Origin of the sequence: Caballeronia sp. LZ034LL (assembly GCF_031451215.1) — a bacterium.
Lineage (GTDB): Bacteria > Pseudomonadota > Gammaproteobacteria > Burkholderiales > Burkholderiaceae > Caballeronia.
The window spans coordinates 15424-34464 of sequence record NZ_JARUXR010000002.1 but is presented as its reverse complement, the minus strand read 5'-3'; the positions used below and the strand labels follow the sequence as shown (position 1 = coordinate 34464).

The following is a 19041-nucleotide window of genomic DNA, read 5'->3' as shown; positions in this document are numbered from 1 at the left end:
CGACAGAATGATGCGCCATCCATCTCCTTACCAGAAAAAAAGCCCGCCAAGAATGGCGGGCCTCTCTTCACTCAGCGCACACTCCCCCGCACGCCACCCCCCTTACCATTTCCAGTTCACCCCCGCGACGCCGCTGTAGTCCTGCTCATGCTTGCCGAAATCCACGGCGGCACGCGCAAACACCGAAGCATGCTTCCCGATCTCCCACGAGCCGCCCGTCGCCACATGTCCGACGGTGCGCGCCAGCGGCGTACCCGACACCTGGTACACCGACCCCGGCGCCGTCGCGAACGCGGCATTGAGCTGCTGGTCGAGACTGCCAAAACGCTGCTGCACGTTGACATCCACTTCCCACGTGTTGCTCGCGCCGCTCGCCCGCTTCTGCTTCAGCAAGTAACGCACGCCCGCAATGCCCGTCGTCGCGGCCTGGCTGCTGCCCTGATAGACGAGATCGAAGTCGTTGCCCTTGCCTTCGCCAAAACCATCCTGGCTGTAACGGCCCACACGCATGCCGAGATACGGCTGCACCATCATGTCGTCACGCAGATGCAGGTTGAGACCGCCTTCCGCATAAGCCGTCGTCGAACGCGTCTCGACGCTGCCTTGCGGCGTGCCCGACATGCCATCGATCGCCACCACGCGGTTCACCGAATTGCTCCAGCGTCCGATGCCCGCCATGCCGCGCGCGAAGAACGGCTGCGTCGCCGGTTGCCATGCGCCGTAGACCAGCGCCTGCCAGCCGTTCGCATGACCGCTCGAACCCGGCGTGTTAAAGCCCAGGTCGCTGTAGTCCGCATCGACGGCCAAGCCCGCGCGCACATCACGCAGCACTTCGCGGTCGAAGCCGATCGCAAGCGAGCTCGTGCGCGCATCCAGCGCATGGCTGCCGAGCGCTGCATCGCCCGAGGCGTGCGACTGGCCGTAACGCACCGTCGCCCACACATCGTTCGACGGACGCTCCAGCCCCGCCTGCGTCAGACGCTCGCCCACCGTGTTGCCGAACGCCTCCGTGCTCTGCCGCGTGATGCGCAACAAGCCGGTCGCTTCGTCGCCCGTCATCTGCGACAGCGCCGACTGCGCACCCGCCTTCGTCGCATAGAGCAGCTTGTCGGTCACGGCATTGCCGCCCGCCGCGAGAATGCGGTTTAGCGCGCTCGCCACCTGCAGCTGGTTGCGGTTCTGGCCCACCATGCCGAAGCCCGCGAACTCGCCCGTCTGATAGAAGATCGACGCGATCTTCAAGGTCAAATCCACTTCCTGCGGCGCATAGCTGAGCGTCGGCACGAGGTACGCGTAGTCCATCGAGACGCCCGCGAACGAGCCGTTGAGCGCGCCCGTGTAGCTCAGGATCGTGTACTTCGTGTTGACCTTCCACGCATCCGGCACCGCGTTCACGACGACCGTCGCGCCGCCGTTCGCCCCGCTCTGCGCGATGCTGACATCGCCCGTCACCGCGACGCTGCCCGTCTGGCCCGCCGCATTCGCGCCGACCGCGAACACCGAGCCGTCGTTGAACGCGAGGTTGCCGTTCACGTGCAGCGTCTGGCCCGGCGTCGTCGCGGCGAGCGTGCCGCCCGCGTTGATCGACGCGTTGCCCGTCAGCGTGCCGCTGCCCTTCAGCAAGCCGCCGCTGTTCACCGCGACGTTCGCCGCCGTGACCGTATCAACCTGCACCGTGCCGCCGTCATCGACGATGCCGAGGCTCGCGCTCGCGAGGTTCTGCACCAGGCCGCCGGCCGTCACGTGCACGCCGGCCACGTCGCCGTCGCCGGTCAGCGTGCCGCCGCTGTTCACCAGCGTATTGCTGACGAGCGCGCCCGCGTTCACACGCTGCACGCCGCCCGCATTCAGCGTCGTGTCCTGCGCCGTGCCGCCCGAGCTGACCACCTGCGTGCCGCCGCTCACCGTCGTGCCGCTCGCGATGCCGTCCGCCTGCACTTCCTGCAACGCGCCGCTGTTGATCGTCGCGCCGCCCGCGTAGCCGCCGAACGCCACTTGCTGCACACCGCCGCTGTTGACTACGGTGTTGTACGCATAGCCTTCGATCGCGCCATCGACGTATTGCAGGCCGCCCGCGTTGACGGTCGTGTCGGTCGCCACGCCACCCGCGAGGATGTTCTGCGTGCCGCCCTCGACGGTCGTCCAGCGCGCGGAACCGCCCGCGCTCAAGGTCTGCGTGCCGCCGGAAGTCAGCGTCGTGACCATCGCGACGCCGCCCGAACTCACGTTCTGCGCGCCGCCGTTCGACACCGTCGTGCCCTGCGCCACACCGCCCGAGGTCAGCGTCTGCGTGCCGCCCGAGATCGTCGTGTTGCTGGCCACGCCCGCGACCGTCTGGCTGCCGCCCGCGGCAATCGTCGTGTCGAGCGCGTTGGCGCCCGATGCAACTTGCTGCACGCCGGCCGCGCCGATGCTCGCACCGGTCGCCGAGCCGCCCGCCGACACGCGCTGCACGCCGCCGACGACGACCGAGCGCATCGACGCCCCACCCGACGACACTCGTTCCGTGCCGCCCGAACCGACTTGCGTGCCGCTCGCGACACCGCCCGCCAGGACGTCGAACACGCCGCCGTTCTCGACCAGCACGTTCGATCCGACATTGCCCGCGACCTGGAACGCGCCGCTTGCGTTGCTGCCGCTCACGGTCGCCGAGGTGTTGGTGACGAGCGCCGCGCCGGATGCCTGGCTGAGCGTCGCGCTACCCGCGCTGCCGACGGTGGCCTTGCCGCCGCCTTCGACCACCACGCTGCCCGCCGCGCCGCCGCTCGACACGGTCAACGCGCCGCCGCTGTGCACCACGGTGCCGCTGGCCGTGCCGCCCGAAGCGACCGTCTGCTGGCCGCCGTTCGACACCACGGCTTGCGTCGAGCTGCCGCCCGACGACACGGCTTGCGTGCCGCCGCTCGAAATGTTGGTGCCGCTGACGTTGCCGCCCGCGAGCACGGTCTGCGTGCCGCCGTCCGTCACCGAGACGCCGTTGGCCGCGCCGCCCGAACTCACGTACTGATTGCCGCCGCTGCCGAGCGTCACCGAGCCGGCATTGCCTCCCGACGACACGCGCTGCACGCCGCCCGCGCTGACGACCGTGCCGGTCGCCGTGCCGCCGGACGCCACGTCCTGCACGCCGCCGCTCGCCACCGTCGTGGTCAACGCGGTCGCGCCGGTCTGCACGGTTTGCAGGCCGCCGCCTTGCACCAGCGTCGATACCGCGCTGCCGCCGGCCGCGAGGTTCTGCACGCCGCCCGAAAGGATCGACGTCGCCGAGGCCACGCCGCCCGATTGCACCAGCTGCACGCCGCCGCCCGACACCGCCGTGCCGCTCGCCTTGCCGCCCGATGCGACGCTCTGCGTGCCGCCGCTCGTGACGCTCGCTTGCGTCGACAGTCCGCCCGACGCCACGGTTTCGACACCGCCCGCGCCAATCGTCGTGCCGCTTGCCTGGCCGCCCTTGCTCACGACCTGCGAGCCGCCCGCGCTGATCACGCTGCCGCTGGCCACACCCGCCGATGCCACCGTCACCGTGCCGCCCGAACCGATCTGCGTATCGAGCGCCTGTCCGCCGGAGCCGACCGAAACCTTGCCCGCCGAGCTGACTTGCGTGGCGTTCGCGGTGCCGTTCACGACCTGCGTGCCGCCGGCGACCACGGCGTCGTCAGAAACGCCGCCTGCCGCGACGGTCTGCGTGCCGCTTGCGAGCACCGTCGTGCCGCTGGCCGTGCCGCGCACGGTCTGCGTGCCGCCGGACACCATCGTGCCCGACGCGACGCCGCCCGACGCCACGGTTTCAAGACCCGCGCTGCCGACATGCGTATCGAGCGACTGACCGCCCGACAGCACCGTAAAGCTGCCGCCGTTCTCGACGAGCAGGCCCGAGGCAACGCCGCTCACCACGCCGAAGCTGCCGAGCGTGTTCGAGCCGTTGAGGATGGTCGCGGAGGTATCCGCCACAAGCGCGCCGCCTGCCTGCTGCATCACTGCGCTGGCATAGGCGCCGCCGGATACCGTCAGCTTGCCGCCGCCATCGATCAGCGAAATGATGGCGCTGCCGCCCGACTGAACGGTCTGCGCGCCGCCCTCGCCGATGAAGGTGAAGCCCGCGGCGCCCGACGACGCGACAGTCTGCGTGCCGCCGCTGCTGATCGTCGTGAAGCCCGCGATGCCGCCGGACTGCACGTTCTGCGCACCGCCGCTTTCGATGGTCGCGCTCGTCGCCGAGCCGCCCGCCGCGATTTCCTGCGTGCCGCCCGAGATCACCGAACCGAGCGCCCAGCCCGACACGCTCTGCGTGCCCGAAGCCCCCACCGTGACGCCTTCGGCAACACCGCCCGACGCCACGGTCTGGACCGCGCCGCTCGCCACGCTGCCGGCCGATGCCGTGCCGCCGCTCGAGATCATTTGCGTGGCATTCGCGCCGGTGAGCGTCGTGCCTTCCGCCGTGCCGCCCGAAGCGACCGTCTGCGCACCGGACACCACCGTGCCGCTCACGTTGCCGCTGACGAGCTCCGAACCGCCCGCGTCGATCGTGCCGCCCGATGCGTAGCCGCCCGCATCGACCGTCTGCTGGCCGCCGCTCGCGACGTGCGTGCCCGAGACGGTGCCGTCAGTGGCGACTTCCTGCACGCCGCCCGCCTGTACTTCAGTATCGTTTGACGTGCCGCCGAAGGCCACGATCTGGTGTCCGCCTTCGCCGATCTGCGTCCCGCTCGCCACGCCCGCCACCTGAACGATCTGCATGCCGCCCGAGAGCACCGTGCCCAGCGCAGTGCCGATTTGCACGTCCTGCACGCCGCTGGTCGTGACCGTCGTGCCGCTCGCGACGCCGCCGAGCACGTGCTGCACGCCGCCCGAACCGACGTTCGTGGCGGTCGCGGTCGCGCCGTCTAGAACGTGTTGCTCGCCGCCTGCCGAAATCATCGTGCCCGTCGCGCTGCCCGCGACCAATTGCGCGCCGCCCGAGAGCACCGCGCCGCTCGCGAGGCCGCCTGCGCTGACCGTCTGCGAGCCGCCTGAGAACACCGTCGTGCCGCTGGCGCTGCCGCCCGAAGCCACGATCTGCGCGCCGTCGCCGGACACCGACGTGCCGCTCGCCACGCCGCCTTCCGTCACTTGCTCGACACCGCCCGAGCCGACCTGCGTGCCGCTCGCCGTACCGTTCGACGACACCGTGAGCTGTCCGCCGTGCTCGACGAGCACGTTGGACGCGAGGTTATCGATGATCGAGAAATCGCCGTTCGCGTTGTGACCGCTGACGGTCGCGCCGGTATCCGCGATGAACGCGGCGCCCGACTTCTGGTCGAGGCCCATCGCGGTCGCGCCCGCGGACACGGCGATCGTGCCGCCGCTCGACACCGTGGTCATGCTCGCCACGCCGCCCGACAGCACCGATTGCATGCCGCCCGACGACACCGAGGCCGCGTTCGACACACCGCCCGCGTCGAGCACCACCGCACCGCAGGAGGAAATGGTCGCGTCATTGAGCGTGCCGCCCATCGATGCGCTGACGAGACCGCCCGCGCTCACTTGCGTGCCGTCGGCCTGGCCGCCGTCGCTGACGCTCTGCACACCGCCCGCATACACCGCGGTCCCGGTCGCCACGCCGCCCGACACGTTCTGCACGCCGTTCACGGTGACCTGCGTGCCGCTGGCGTTGCCACCCGATCCGACGTTCTGCGCGCCGCCGCTGACGACCGTATGGGTCGCCGAGCCGGAGACGTTCTGCGCGCCGGAGAAGATCGTCGTGCCGTCCGCGTTGCCGCCTGCCAGCACCGTCTGCGTGCCGCCCGAAATCACGGCGCTCGTGGCGGTGGCGCCATCGGCAACGGTCATCGAACCCAGCGCCTTGATGACCGTGCCCGACGCCGTGCCGCCCAGATTCACCGTCTGCACGCCGCCTGCCGCGACGACCGTGCCGCTCGCGACGCCATCGACGTCCTGCTCGCCGGCAACCGTCGCGTTGATCGACGCTGCGCCTGCCGCGACCGTCTGAACACCGGAGGTTTTGACCTGCGCGCCGGTCGTCACGCCGCCGGTCTGCACCGCTTCCTGTCCGCCGCTGCCGACGATCGTGCCCGTCGACGAACCGCCCGCCAGCACGGTGAGGCTGCCGCCGTTCATGACCGTCACGCCCGACGCGATATTGCCGCTGATGCGGAACGACGAGCCGTTCGGACCCGTGCCCGAGAGCAGGCCGGCGGTATCGGCGGTGAGGATCGCGCCGTCCTGTTGGTTGACGTTGAGCGCTGAACCACCCGCGCTCAGCGTGAGCGCGCCGCCCGAATTCATCGTCAGGCCGCCGACCACGCCGCCCGCGTCGACCGCTACCGTGCCGCCGCTGCGGACTGTGCCGGCGCTCGCGCTTCCGCCCGCCATCACTTCCTGCTGACCGCCCGCGACGATCGTGCTGCTCGCCACACCGCCCACGCCGACTTGCTGCGTGCCGGCTGTGATCGTCGTGCTGGTGGCGGTGCCGCCGCTCGACAGCACCTGCGTGCCGCCCGCGACCGACGTGCCTTGCGCCACGCCGCCGCTCACGTTCTGCGTACCGCCCGACGAGACGATGGTGCCACTGGCAAGCGCATCGGTCGCGACGGTCTGCAAGCCGCCCGCGAGAACGGTCGCGCCGTTCGCCGTGCCGCCGCCCGAGATCGTCTGGGTGCCGCCGGAAATCGTGTCCTGCGAAGTCACGCCGCCGCTCGCGACGGTTTCCGTGCCATCCGCGCCGATCGTGCTGTAGCTTGCCGAGCCGCCGCCCAGCACGGCCAGCGTGCCGCCCGCCGAGACTTCGGTACGTGTCGCCGAGGTTCCTGCCGACACCTTCAGCGTGCCGCCGTCCACCTGCGTGCTGTTCGCCGTTGCGCTGTTGGTCAGCGTGATCGTGCCGCCCGTCAGCACCGTCGCCGAGGTCGTGCGGGCGCCGCTGCCATGAACCGCCTGGCTGCCGCCCGCCGACACCGTCGCAGCCACGCTCGATCCGCTCACGTCTTCGACGCCGCCCTGGATCTGCGTGCCCGAGGCATAGCCCGAGACGGCAATCGTCTGGGTCGCGCCCGCCGAGATGACCGTGCCGTTCGCACGGCCGCTCGTGACCACCTGGCTCGCGCCCGCCTGCAGTTGCGTGCCGGCCGTCGTGCCGCCCACCACGTTGACGACCGTGCCGTTCGCCGCCATTGTGCCGCTGGCCGTGCCGCCCGACACCATCAGCGTGCCGTTGTTGAACTGCGTCGCGAAGGTCGTGCCGCCGTAGATCGTCTGCGCGCCGCCTTGCAGCACCGTACCGCTCGTCTGGCCGCCCCACACTTCCTGCGTCGCGCCCGCGCTGACGGTCGTGCCCACCGACAGCCCGCCATTCACGCTCTCGTAACCGCCGCTCTGCAACTGTGTGTTGCTGGTGACGCCGCCGCGCACGTAGACGTCGCCGCCTGCGGTGACGATCGTGTCGTTGGTGACGCCGCCCGAAGTGGTAAGCGTGCCCGAGTTGTTCACGGTCGCATTGTTGAGCGTGCCGCCGCTCACGACGGCGTTACCCCAGTTGTTGATCGTCGCGCCCTGCGCCTCGCCGCCCGAGACGATCAGGCTGCCGCCGCTGTTGACGGTCGTCGCGCTTGCGGTGCCGCCGGAGAGCACGGTGAACTGGCCGCCGTTCTCGGCGATCACATTCGATGCGTAGTTCCCGCTGACGATGAAGTCGCCGATCGAGTTGTGCGCGTCGGTGATCGTCGCCGAGGTGTTGGTAATGAGCGCGCCGCCCGGGTCCATCGTCACGGTTTGCGCGTTGCCGCCCGCATCCACCGCGAAGGTGCCGTTGTTGGCAACCGTCGTGGAAGTGGCGATGCCGCCGCTGTTGACCGTCACGCGGCCGCCCGAGCCGACCGTCGTCGAGACGGCGGAGCCATCGCCCAGCACCGTGAGATTGCCGGTGTATTCGATCACCAGGTTGGTCGCGACGTTGTTCGCCACGCTGAAGTCGCCGTGCGTGTTCGAGCCGTTCGAGATCGTCGCCGACGTGTTGGTGATGAGGCCCGCACCCGCGCTCTGGTTCACGAGGTTCGCCGAGCCGCCCGCATCCACCTGCAAGGTGCCGGCCGAGAGCAGCGTGTCGTTCGCGAAGCCGCCTTCGTTGACCGTGAGCTTGGCCGCGCGGCCGTCGAGCATCACGCCCGAGGCAACGTTGCTCTGCACCCAGAACATGCGGCCGTCCGCCGTCTGCGCGTCCGTGATGTTTGCCGAGGTATTCGTAACGATCTGGCCGCCCGCGCCCTGCACGATCCTGTCGGCATTGCCGTTCGCATCGACCTGGAAGATGCCGCCCGCCGAGTACACGGTGTCGTGCGCCGAGCCGCCCGCAAGCACAGTGAGATGGCCCGTGTCGGTGATCTGCATGTGGGTCGCGAGGTTGTCGGCGATCGTGAAGTCCGTGCCGTCCGTACGCGTGTTGGTGCCTGCGAGCACGGTCGAGGAGGTCGTCGCGACCAGGCCGCCGCCCGAGTTCAGCACGATGCCCACTGCTGTACCGCCCGATTCCACTTCGAACGTGCCGCCTGAGTTGATCGTGCCCGACGTCGCGCTGGCGCCCGCGGCCACGTCGATCCGGCCGCCGGCCGATACCGTCGCGTTGTTGGTCGCGCCGCCCGAATTGACGATCTGCGTGGCGTACGTGCCGCTCACCAGCGTGGTGTCGGCGACGCCGCCCGCGAGCACCGTGTCCTGCGCCGCGTAGCCGACCGTCGTGCCGCTCTCGACGCCGGCCATCGTCTGTCTTGCAAAGTAGGAGGCGGTGCCGCTCAGCACCGTGTCGTTCGTCGTGCCGCCCGCGAGCACGCTTGCGCTCGCGCCGTAGTTGATCTGCGCTTCCGACAGCGTGCCGCCCGCAGACACAGTCACGCCGCCGCCGGAGTTGACGATGGTGCCGTCCGCCGCGCCGCCCGCGACGATCTGGTTGCCGCCAGAGTTGATGGTCGCCGCAATCGCGCTGCCGCCGGCCGAGACCACCTGACGGCCGCCCGAGGTGACGGTCGCGACGTTCGAGTAACCGCCATCGGAAATGGTTTGCGTGCCGCCGCTCGTGATCGTCGTGTTGGTGGCGAGGCCGCCATCGACGTTCTGCGTACCGCCGCTCGTGATGAGCGACGAAGTTGCACGGCCGCCGTTCACATTCTGCGTGCCGCCCAAGACTTGCGTGGCCGTGCTCTGGCCGCTGGTCAACACGTTTTCCACGCCGCCCGCGCTGACCACGGTGCCGGACGAGCGCTGTCCGGAGAGCACGTCGAGCTGGCTGCCGGCGCTCAGTACGAAGCCGGTGGCGGTGCCGCCTGCCACGTTGAAGGTGCGGTTGCCGGCATCGGTGCCGGTGAGCGAGCCGGAAGTCGTCGCCGAGATCACCGAACCCGAGGACAGCACGATGCCGCTCGCCGTCGCGCCTGCTTCGAACAGCGCGGTGCCGCCCGCGGAGACCGTCACGTTCCTGGCGGTGCCGCCGCCCTTCACGTCCTGCAGGCCGCCGTTCAGCACCGAAGTGCTTGACGCGACACCGCCGCTCAGCACGTTCTGCGTGCCGCCGCTCTGGATCGTCGATCCGCTGGCGACGCCCCCGCTCACGTTCTGCGTGCCGTACACGGTCGCTGCGTTCGCCGCGCCGCCCGTCACGTTCTGCGTGCCGTCCGTGTTGATGCGGGTCGACGCCGCCGTGCCGCCCGTCTGGACGGTCTGGATGCCGTCGGCGTTGATGGTCGTCGACGTGGCCGTGCCCGCGACGCTCTGCAAGCCGGCTGCGTTGACCGTCGTCAGCATCGACGTGCCGCCCGAGGCGAGATGCTGCTCGCCGCCGTCGCTGACCGTCACGCCCGACGTGCGGCCGCCCGCGGCGACCGTCTGCAGACCGGATGTCACCGACTCGTTGGAGACCGTCGAGCCGCTGGACACGGTAGCGGTGTAATCGGTGGGCTGCGGCGTGACCATGACGGCATGTGCCGGCGCGGCGATGAGCGCCTGCAAGCCCAGCATCGAGAACAGACCGGCGAGCAGGCGCGAGGCGCGCTGCCTGCGGTTGCCGAAAATGTGCAGGCAGAATTTACGGCGATAAGTAAGCGGCTTCATTTTTTTTGTATTCGTATGTGCGTGACGCGCGTCCACGTGAAAAAGCGCGCGACCAGAAAATCGATCAGGCTTGCAGCGCGACAGGCTCGAGGCCCACGCCGAAGCCCGGGATGCGGCGCAGCGTGCGTCGGACCTGTTCGGGTGTGATGAGGCGCGTGCATTCGAACTGACGCGGCGTGTCCTTGTGGCGCGGACACCAGAAGAAATCCTGGTGGTCGAAGCGATGGCGCACGTCGTTCCAGCAGCCGTTGCAGGCGTGGTAATTGATCACGCGGAAAGGCGTGGCGAATTCGTTGTTCTCGTGGGTGAAGCCGCTGATCATCGCGACCGGGATGCCGCACGCCCACGCGAGCCAGGCCAGTCCGCTCGACAAGCCGACGAAGAAGTCCGCATGCTTCAGCCAGCGCGCGCGCTCTTCCAGCGACCGGTCGCCGGTCTGGTCTTCCGCGCCGTGCGGGATGTGGTTCCAGACGAGTCCCGAACCGTGCGTCGCCTTCTGGTCGATGCAGATCACGCGATAGCCCGCTTCCTTCAGGAACGTGACGATCTCGCGCCAGCCGGTCGGGTGGTTCCAGTACTTGCACTGGGTCGAGCTCTGCACCGCGATGCAGACATAGCGCTCTTCGATCGGACGCGATTCATCGGCGAGGACCATCTCGGGGCGCATCTCTTCGGGATCGACACCGAGGATGTGACCCGCCGTGCGATGCAAGCCGACATGCCGGAAGTCGACCGGCTGATGCGTGTGCGCTTCGTCGTCGAAGAACAGGCCGATGTTGTAGGTCGCGTAGTAGCGCGCCGGATCCACTTCCTCCGGCGTGATGAATTCGATTTCAGGGTAGGCGCGGCGAAACAGCGGCGCGATCAGCGCGGACATCGAGCACGTCAGGCGGCAGCCATGCTTGCGCTGGAACTTGACGGCGTAGGGAAACCAGCCCATCAGGTCGCCAAGCGTGCCGACCGGAAACTGGATCAGCACCTCACGATCCTTCGCGTCGTAGCGATGCAGGATGGCCGCGTCCGCATCCTTGCCGCGTTTCTGCACTTCGAGTTCGAAGGGCACGAAATATTTCTTGCCGCTCGTCACCGCGCCCGCGCCGATGTCCGTCTCGAACAGCACGTTGCCGGTTTCCGTGTCGCGCAGGACCACATGCCATTCGCCTTCGGGCAGCGTCACGCGACAGCCGTCGTTGAAGTCGAAGCGCACGCCCTGGCCCGCGTCCTGGGTCGGCGTGGGAGCAGGCAGCGGAAACGGCGGCTTGGGCGTGCCGTTGGTGGAGACGAGGCGCACGGGCACGGCCGCGACGGGCGGCGTGTCGCCGGCAGCGGGGACGGCGAGGATGTCGTGGGGGATCGAGGCGGTCATCGAAGGCAAGGAGTCGGACATGAACCGCAGGCCTTCTCAAAGACCTTCGGGACGATGGCTCCTGACCGGTACAACACGTTGAATCACTATGCGGCGGTACAGCACGAGATGCGAGATGTCTGGGCCTGGCTTGCAACGGCGTCGCAAAGGGAGAACTCGGGAATTCGTGACCGCCTCGCGACGCCGTGCACCGGCTTGGAACGCTAGGCCAGTTTCTTAACGGCAGGTAATTTGGGTCCTGAAGAATGTTTTCTGGTTTTATTTAAAATTACTTTCAGTCACGGTAAATCTTGCTTGAAGGAGTCGTTTGAGGACGCTCGCGGTGCGGAGTGTCCTGGAAAACTCAAAAAACCGTTCCACCACCTCTTGAAACCAGCCCGATACCATCCACATGGATGGAAACGGGAGGATTTTTCAAGATGAGCAAAGAGACGCTGGACCGCTCGCGCGGCAGCGAAACCGAAAAGATCACCATCAATCTTGGCCCGGTCGATCTGGGGCAGATCGATCTGCTGGTCGAAGAAGGTTTTTACTCGAACCGCACGGACCTGATTCGCACGGCCATCCGCAACCAGCTCGCCGTCCACGCCCCGGCCGTGAAGGACACCGTGACGCGCCGCGAACTGGTCCTCGGACTTCAGCATTTTTCGAAGCAAGACCTCGAAGCGGCATGCGCCGCCAACCAGCGGCTGAGGATTCAGGTGCTGGGCCTCGCGAGCATCGCATCGGATGTCTCGCCTGAACTCGCGCTCGCCGCGATCGACTCCATCCTGGTGCGCGGCGCGCTTCATGCGTCCGCTGCGGTCAAGGCCGCATTGTCGGATCGCATCCGCTGATGCTCTCCACTTTCCTGCTAACGGAAGAACAATGAAACTCAACGACGGATTTCTGGATTCGATGAAAGAGGCCTTCGCCCTCTTTCGCAGCAATGATCCTGCGGCGGCCGCGGAGGTCGTCAAGCGCGCCATGCATGGTGAAAAGACGGATGTGGCTGATGCGCGAGACAAGACCGACACGACAGGTTTCGCCGACCTCTTGCAGCCCCGACGCCGCGCCGGCAACGAGCAGACCGGACAGCAAGGGCAGTTCAGCACCCTACGTCATGTCAGCGCGGCGGGTCAGCGTGATTACAAACTCTACGTTCCCGCATTACCTCACGGCGAACCCTTACCCCTGGTAATCATGCTGCACGGCTGCACCCAGGACGCCGACGACTTCGCAGCCGGCACCCGGATGAACGCACTTGCCGAAACGCACGGCTTTGTCGTCGCTTATCCGGTTCAGCCGCAAAGCGCGAACGCATCGAAATGCTGGAACTGGTTCAAGCCCTCGGATCAGCAGCGCGACAAGGGAGAGCCGTCACTGATTGCGGGCATCACGCGCGAGATCATGGCGAACCACAGCATCGATCCGAAGCGGGTCTACGTAGCGGGACTCTCCGCCGGTGGCGCGATGGCGGCCGTTCTCGCGCAAACCTATCCTGACCTGTATGCGGCAGCGGGTGTCCACTCGGGTCTGCCGGTGGGTTGCGCGCATGACTTGCCGTCGGCGCTGGCGGCGATGCGCGGTGGCAAGCCGCGCTCCAACGCCCGAAAAACCGGCCATTCATGCCCGCTGATCGTCTTTCACGGCGATGCCGATGTAACCGTGCATCTCACCAACGCCAGCGAACTGGTACGCGAGTTCTCGGCAAGCGAAGTGATGATCGATGGTGCATCGAGCGCAAGAAAACACACGGTCCGGATCTTGACGTCGCAAACGGGCGCCGATGCCGAACTATGGGTGATCCACGGAGCGCCGCATGCATGGGCCGGAGGTTCGTCGAACGGCAGCTACACCGATCCGTCCGGCCCCGACGCCAGCGCCGAGATGGTTCGCTTCTTCCTCAATCATCCGCGAAAGGCTGAGTGACAGTGCAAACCGCGGGACATACCCATGCCCCGCGCCACTGTCCCGCGCTTACTTCGCCCCCACCAGATGCGGCAGGAACTGGGGAATATGCGGGAAGAAGATGATCAACAGCAGGTCGATGACCAGCGCCAGAATGAAAGGCAGGATAGCCTTGGTCGCCTTCTCGACCGACACGCCGCCAATCGAAGCCGCCGTGAACAGGCAGAAGCCGATCGGCGGCAGGTTGATGCCGATAGCCGAGTTGATCAGCACGATGACGCCGAACACGATCGGATCGATATGCATCTGCACGACGAGCGGCAAGAACACCGGGATCACCACCGCGATGCTCGATATCGTCTCCAGCACCGTGTGCGCCGCGATCAGGAACAGATTGATCAGGATAAGCAGAACGATCGCACTGGTCGTCACCGCGAGGAAGCTGTTCGCGACATGCAGCGGAATCTGCGCCTCGATGAGATAGCGCCCGAGCACGAACGCGAGTCCCAGCAGGAACGACACCCGCGTCGTATTCACCGACGTCCGCACGAGGATGTCCTTGAAGTGCGACAGCTTGAGCGTGCGAAACACGAAAGCGCTCACCAGCGTGACATAGACCGCCGCCACCACCCCTGCTTCGACCGGCGTGAAGATCCCGCCAAGAATTCCGCCCAGGATGATGACCGGCGTGAGCAGTGCCCAGAAGGCCTCGCGGAACGTCGTCCAGAGCTTGCGCGCGTCGAATGGCTCCACGGCGCTGTAATCGTTCCTCACCGCCGTCACATAGTTGACGATCATGAACGACGCGACCACGAGCAGCATCGGGATGATGCCCGCGATGAACATCGTGCCCACCGAGACGTTCGCCGTGTAGGCATAGACGAGCATGCTCATCGACACGGGCGACAACAGCCCGAGCGATCCCGCCGCCGATTGCAACGCCACCGCGAACGCCCGGTTATAGCCCTTCTTCACCATCCCCGGAATCATCACCGAGCCGATGGCCGCCGTATCCGCGGTAGCCGATCCGGACAGGTCCGCGAAGAACATGCTGGCGACAATGGTCACCTGCCCGATGCCGCCGCGCATGAAACCCACGAGCGCCTGCGAGAACTCGATGATGCGCTTCGACACGCCGCCCGAGTCCATGATCGCGCCGGTGAGCATGAAGAACGGAATAGCCAGCAGCCCGACGTTATTGAGGTTGGAAAACAGCTGCTGCGGAATGACCAGCAACGGCGTGCCGTTCACCGAAAGCGCGATGGTCGCCGCGATGCCGATGCAGATGGCCACCGGCACGCCCAGCCCGAGCAGCCCTGCTCCAAAAGCGATTGCCCACATGATGTTTATCCTGGAGATCTAGAGATGATCGGACACGCCCTCGACCAGCGCCGCATCGGACTGCGCCTGCGGCGCCAGATGCGACACCACGATGCGCACCAGCGAATGAAACGCGAGCAACGCACCGCATAGCGGTATCGAGAGATACGGATAGACCATCGAAATCGGAATGGACGTGGCCGTTTCGGTGCCCATCAGTTCGAGCATGTCGGTGCCGTACAGCACGAACACCGCACCGAGTGCGAGGATCGCGCAGTCCGTGAAGTCCTTGAGCAAGGGCGCGACCACGGCCGGAACGCGGTCGGCCAGCACGCGCACTTCCGGATGCGCGCGCAGCTTCACACCGGCCGCCGCGCCCAGACACGTGAGCCACACGAACAGGTAGGCCGACACCTCGTCCGACCATGACAGGGAATCATGCAGCACGAAGCGGAAGATCACGCCGAGACCGGCCACGATCACCGCCCCGAGCAGCAGACAGCTACAGACGAACAGATTGATCTTCAGCACGATGTCGTCGATCCACATCAGGCCGCGCGCGAGCTTCTCCATGGGTGTCGCCTCCGATGCCGGGTTGGAGCCACTGCCGCCGTTCGCATCCTTCATTTTGATGCAACCGCCGAAGCCTGCTTGGCCGCGTTGATTTCCTGATAGAGCGCGGGGCCGTCGGGAATCTTGCCGACCAGTTCGTCGCGCGCGGCCTTGGTGGCCTGCTGCCACGGCGCCGTATCGACCACCGTCACCTGGATGCCCTTCGCCTTCATCGTGGCGATCGCGGCGTCGTATTCACGCTTGTATTCCTTCAGGTCGAAGTCGGCGGCCACTTTCGCCGATTCCTGGAACGCCTTCTGATCGGCGGGCGAAAGCTTGTCCCACGATGCCTTGCTCATCGCCAGCACCACCGGCAGATAGTTCACGTGCGTCACGTAAAAGTGCTTGGCGACATCGGAGAACTTGTCCTGCACGAACTGCTCCGGCGACGTATCGGCGCCATCCACGAGCCCTTGCGACAGCGCGAGGAACAACTGGTTATAGGCGAGCGGCGTCGGATTCGCACCCAGCGCCTTGTAGCCGGCGATATAGCCCGGGCTCTGCATCACCCGCACCTTGAGGTCCTTCATGTCCGCGAGCGACGTCACGGGCCGCTTGGTCGTGAAGAGATTGCGCTCGCCCACCGCCAGCCACGTGAGACCGACCATGTTCACCGGCTTCATCATGTCGAGATACTTGCGGCCGACCGGTCCCTGCAGCACGTTGTTCGCTTCGTCCATGCTCGAGAAGAGATATGGCATGTCGAAGATCTGCCATTGCTTGATCGTGTTGTCGATCGGCGCCTGCGCGGAGATCATCAGATCCTGCGTGCCGGTGCGCAGGGCCTGGGTCATCTGCACTTCGCCGCCCAGCTGCGACTGCGGAAACAACTGGACTTCCACATGACCATGCGTGCGCGCCGCGACTTCCTTCGCGAACACCTGCGCCGTGAGCTGATAGTGGTTGTCGGGGGCCAGCGTGTGACCGAGCTTCATCACGACCTTGTCCTGCGCCATCGCACCGGACGATGCCGTTACGCACATCGCGGCAAGCGCCGCGCTCATCGCTGCGCGCAGCATGCCCTGCGCCTTGAAAAGCGAACTCATGTTGTCTCCTTGCTCGATATGGGCACCGCCTTGCGTGTGCCTCGCATCGCCCGATGGTGATCACAAAGTGCGAGCAGGCTGGCGGGTTGACGCAAGTATTTGTGATCGCTGCAAGGGTGCGTTAGGACCAGTCTTCGGATTTCTTGGACTTTTTAACGGCCCCCCGGCCGTTCGCGCGGCGTGCTGCAAAAAAGTCCAAAAGATCGCGTGAACCGTCCTACCCGTTGAATGAGGCGCCTCTTTAAAGTGACTTCCACGCTGACGGCGCCGTACCGCAACGCATGACGCCGCGTTCAGCCAACCATTCAAGAAGACCCATCGACATGGCCAAACGCCCCCATATGGATTGCTATGCGATCGGCGACACCGCCGACTTCGCCAAGACCGTCTCCGAGTACGACATCTATGGCTTTGCCGGCATCGTCGGCGACTTCTATGCCGTGCATCTCAACGAGGAATACGCGAAGGGCACGCGCTTCGAGAAGCGCATCGCGCAGGGCTGTCTGTCGGTGGGCTTCCTCTCCACCGTGATGGGTCTCATGGCCCAGAAGGCGCCCAGCCCGGGCGCGGTGTCGTATCGCTATGACATCACCTTCAATGCGCCGGTGTTCATCGGCGACACGGTGACCGCGCGTCTCACGCTCGAAGAGAAGGACGAGGAGCGCAACGTGTGCATCTTCGCCGCCGACGTCACGCGTCAGGACGGCGTGGTGGTCGCTTCGGGAAAGACCTATCTGAAAGTGCTGTAACGCCATGCAGAACCGTCCGCCTCCCGTTCTTGCAACGCAGCATGGTGCGCTGCGTGTCCTGACGCTCAATCGCCCCGACAAGCTCAACGCCTTCACGCCGGAGATGCTCGCCTCGCTCGACGCCGGTCTCGACGACGCCCTCGCCGACGCAGCCACCCGAGTGATCGCCATCACCGGCAGCGGGCCGAAGGCCTTCGCGGCCGGCAACGACATCGAACGGCTCGGCTCGCTCGACAGTCCTGCCGCGTATCGCGACATGGTGTCCGGTCAGCGCGTCATGCTGCGTGTGCACGAATGCGCGAAGCCGACCATCGCGATGGTCAACGGCTACGCGCTCGGCGGCGGCTTCGAGCTGGCCCTGGCATGCGACTTCATCGTGGCATCGACGAGTGCGAGCTTCGCGTTTCCGGAGATCACGCTGAACACGATGCCCGGCTGGGGCGGCACGCAACTCGCCGTCGCGAAGATGGGGCCGGCGTGCGCCAAGCGTTTCATCATGAGCGGCAAGCGCTTTTCGGCGCAAGCGTGCGAGGCGTTCGGCTTCATCCACGCGCTCGCCGCACCGGAAGTGCTGTTCGACGAAGTGCAGCAACTCGCCACGACGCTCGCATCCTTCGATCCCTTCGCGCTCGAAATGGCCAAGCGCGCATTGAACCGCGCCGGCGAATTGCCGCTTGCGGCAGGCCTCGATTTCGAAGCCGCGCACTATGCGGTCAACTTCGCAAGCGAGGGCGCGCGCGCCGGCTTGCGGCACTTCATGGCGCGCAAGTCCGCCGCAACGGTGACGTCATGACAGACACGCTCAAGCAACCTCACTGGCTCGGCGAGCAGCACGCGATGATCCGCGAAGCCGTGCGACGCTTCGCCGAGAAGGAAATCGCGCCGCAGTCGGAGACGCTCTGGGAACAGGAGGCCTTTCCCTACGCGCTCTGGCGCCAGGCCTGCGAACTCGGCTTCACCGGCCTGCCCTATCCCGAAGCCTTCGGCGGTGGCGGCGGCGACTGGCTCTCCTTCGTCATCGTGCTGGAAGAACTCGCGCGGGTGGATTGCGCGGTCGCGAACGCGCTGATGGCCAACTCGACGGTCGCGAGCCTGCTCAACAACTACGGCACGACCGAACAGAAAGCCCGCTTTTTGCAGCCCATTCTCGATGGCACGCAGATCGGCTCCATCGGGCTCTCGGAGCCGGATGCCGGATCGGATGCGGCGAACATCAGCACGCGCGCGGTGTTCGATGGCGAACAATGGATCATCGACGGCGCCAAGACCTTCATCAGCAATTCGGGCACGGAGATCGGCGGTCCTACGGTGATCGCCGCCGTGACCGGCACGCGTCCCGATGGCCGCAAGGAGATCTCCAGCTTCATCGTGCCGCAGGAGACGCCGGGTTATCACCGTGGACGCAAGCTGCGCAAGATCGGCTGGCGCGCGTCGATCACGCACGAACTGTTCTTCGAGCGCTGCGCCATTCCCGCCGATCATCTGCTCGGCCAACGCGGCGCGGGCCTGCGCCAGACGCTCGCGCAGATCAGCACGGGCCGCATCCTCATCGGCGCACTCGCGCTCGGCATCCTGCAAGGTTCGCTCGACCGCTCCATCGCCTACATGAAGGAGCGGCGTGCGTTCGGACGGGCCATCGCCGAGTTCCAGGGTCTGCAATTCAAGATCGCCGACATGGCCACCGACGCGCATGCCGCCCGTCTCATGCTCTACGACGCCGCCGCGCTCAAGGATGCAGGCGCGCCGTTCGACACGCAGGCATCGCAAGCCAAGCTCTTCGCCAGCGAACGCGCGATGCAGGCCGCGCACCAGGCATTGCAGATCCACGGCGGCTACGGCGTGATGGCGGAGTTTCCCGTCGCCCGCGCATTCGGCGATGCCAAGGTGCTCGAGATCGTGGAAGGCACATCGGAAATCCAACGCATGATCATCGCGCGCACCTTGCTTGCCTGAACGCGCGCGAAAC

At 66.7% G+C, this 19041-nt stretch carries 10 protein-coding genes; 5 read left to right on the top strand and 5 right to left on the bottom strand.

Annotated elements, in window-relative coordinates:
• Nucleotides 1-102: 102 nt before the first annotated feature.
• Nucleotides 103-10092: an AIDA repeat-containing protein gene (locus tag QCE83_RS14565; protein WP_309811871.1), complete on the bottom strand. Its 9990-nt coding sequence runs from the start codon at nucleotides 10090-10092 to the stop codon at nucleotides 103-105.
• A 64-nt stretch (nucleotides 10093-10156) separates the two neighbouring features.
• Entirely contained in the window at nucleotides 10157-11479 is a 1323-nt protein-coding gene (locus QCE83_RS14560) for an autotransporter strand-loop-strand O-heptosyltransferase (protein ID WP_309811868.1), read from the bottom strand.
• A 398-nt stretch (nucleotides 11480-11877) separates the two neighbouring features.
• Between QCE83_RS14560 and QCE83_RS14555 the strand changes: the two genes are divergently transcribed.
• Nucleotides 11878-12294 (top strand): CopG family transcriptional regulator, encoded by a 417-nt coding sequence (locus QCE83_RS14555; RefSeq protein WP_309811866.1) that lies wholly within the window; start codon nucleotides 11878-11880, stop codon nucleotides 12292-12294.
• A 31-nt stretch (nucleotides 12295-12325) separates the two neighbouring features.
• A complete protein-coding gene (locus tag QCE83_RS14550; RefSeq protein ID WP_309811864.1) occupies nucleotides 12326-13369 on the top strand; it encodes a PHB depolymerase family esterase in 1044 nt (347 codons plus the stop codon).
• A 48-nt stretch (nucleotides 13370-13417) separates the two neighbouring features.
• Here QCE83_RS14550 and QCE83_RS14545 read toward each other — a convergent pair whose 3' ends face one another.
• Genes QCE83_RS14545 through QCE83_RS14535 form a run of 3 tightly spaced genes read right to left on the bottom strand, consistent with a single transcriptional unit; the run spans nucleotide 13418 to nucleotide 16326 of the window.
• Complete coding sequence (locus QCE83_RS14545; RefSeq protein ID WP_309811861.1) at nucleotides 13418-14689, bottom strand: TRAP transporter large permease; 1272 nt, start codon at nucleotides 14687-14689, stop codon at nucleotides 13418-13420.
• An 18-nt stretch (nucleotides 14690-14707) separates the two neighbouring features.
• The gene (locus QCE83_RS14540) at nucleotides 14708-15241 is read right to left on the bottom strand and encodes a TRAP transporter small permease (RefSeq protein ID WP_309811858.1); all 534 of its coding nucleotides are present in this window, start codon (nucleotides 15239-15241) and stop codon (nucleotides 14708-14710) included.
• A gap of 50 nt (nucleotides 15242-15291) precedes the next feature.
• Entirely contained in the window at nucleotides 15292-16326 is a 1035-nt protein-coding gene (locus tag QCE83_RS14535; RefSeq protein WP_309811856.1) for a TRAP transporter substrate-binding protein, read from the bottom strand.
• A 323-nt stretch (nucleotides 16327-16649) separates the two neighbouring features.
• Here QCE83_RS14535 and QCE83_RS14530 point away from each other — a divergent pair, with 323 nt between their 5' ends.
• Genes QCE83_RS14530 through QCE83_RS14520 form a run of 3 tightly spaced genes read left to right on the top strand, consistent with a single transcriptional unit; the run spans nucleotide 16650 to nucleotide 19028 of the window.
• Entirely contained in the window at nucleotides 16650-17075 is a 426-nt protein-coding gene (locus QCE83_RS14530) for a MaoC family dehydratase (RefSeq protein WP_309811853.1), read from the top strand.
• A gap of 4 nt (nucleotides 17076-17079) precedes the next feature.
• Nucleotides 17080-17868 carry an enoyl-CoA hydratase/isomerase family protein gene (locus tag QCE83_RS14525; RefSeq protein ID WP_309811848.1) on the top strand — a complete coding sequence of 263 codons (789 nt, stop codon included), beginning with the start codon at nucleotides 17080-17082 and terminating at the stop codon, nucleotides 17866-17868.
• Nucleotides 17865-19028 carry an acyl-CoA dehydrogenase family protein gene (locus QCE83_RS14520; RefSeq protein WP_309811845.1) on the top strand — a complete coding sequence of 388 codons (1164 nt, stop codon included), beginning with the start codon at nucleotides 17865-17867 and terminating at the stop codon, nucleotides 19026-19028. The genes QCE83_RS14525 and QCE83_RS14520 overlap by 4 nt, the downstream gene beginning before the upstream one ends.
• Nucleotides 19029-19041 lie beyond the last annotated feature (13 nt).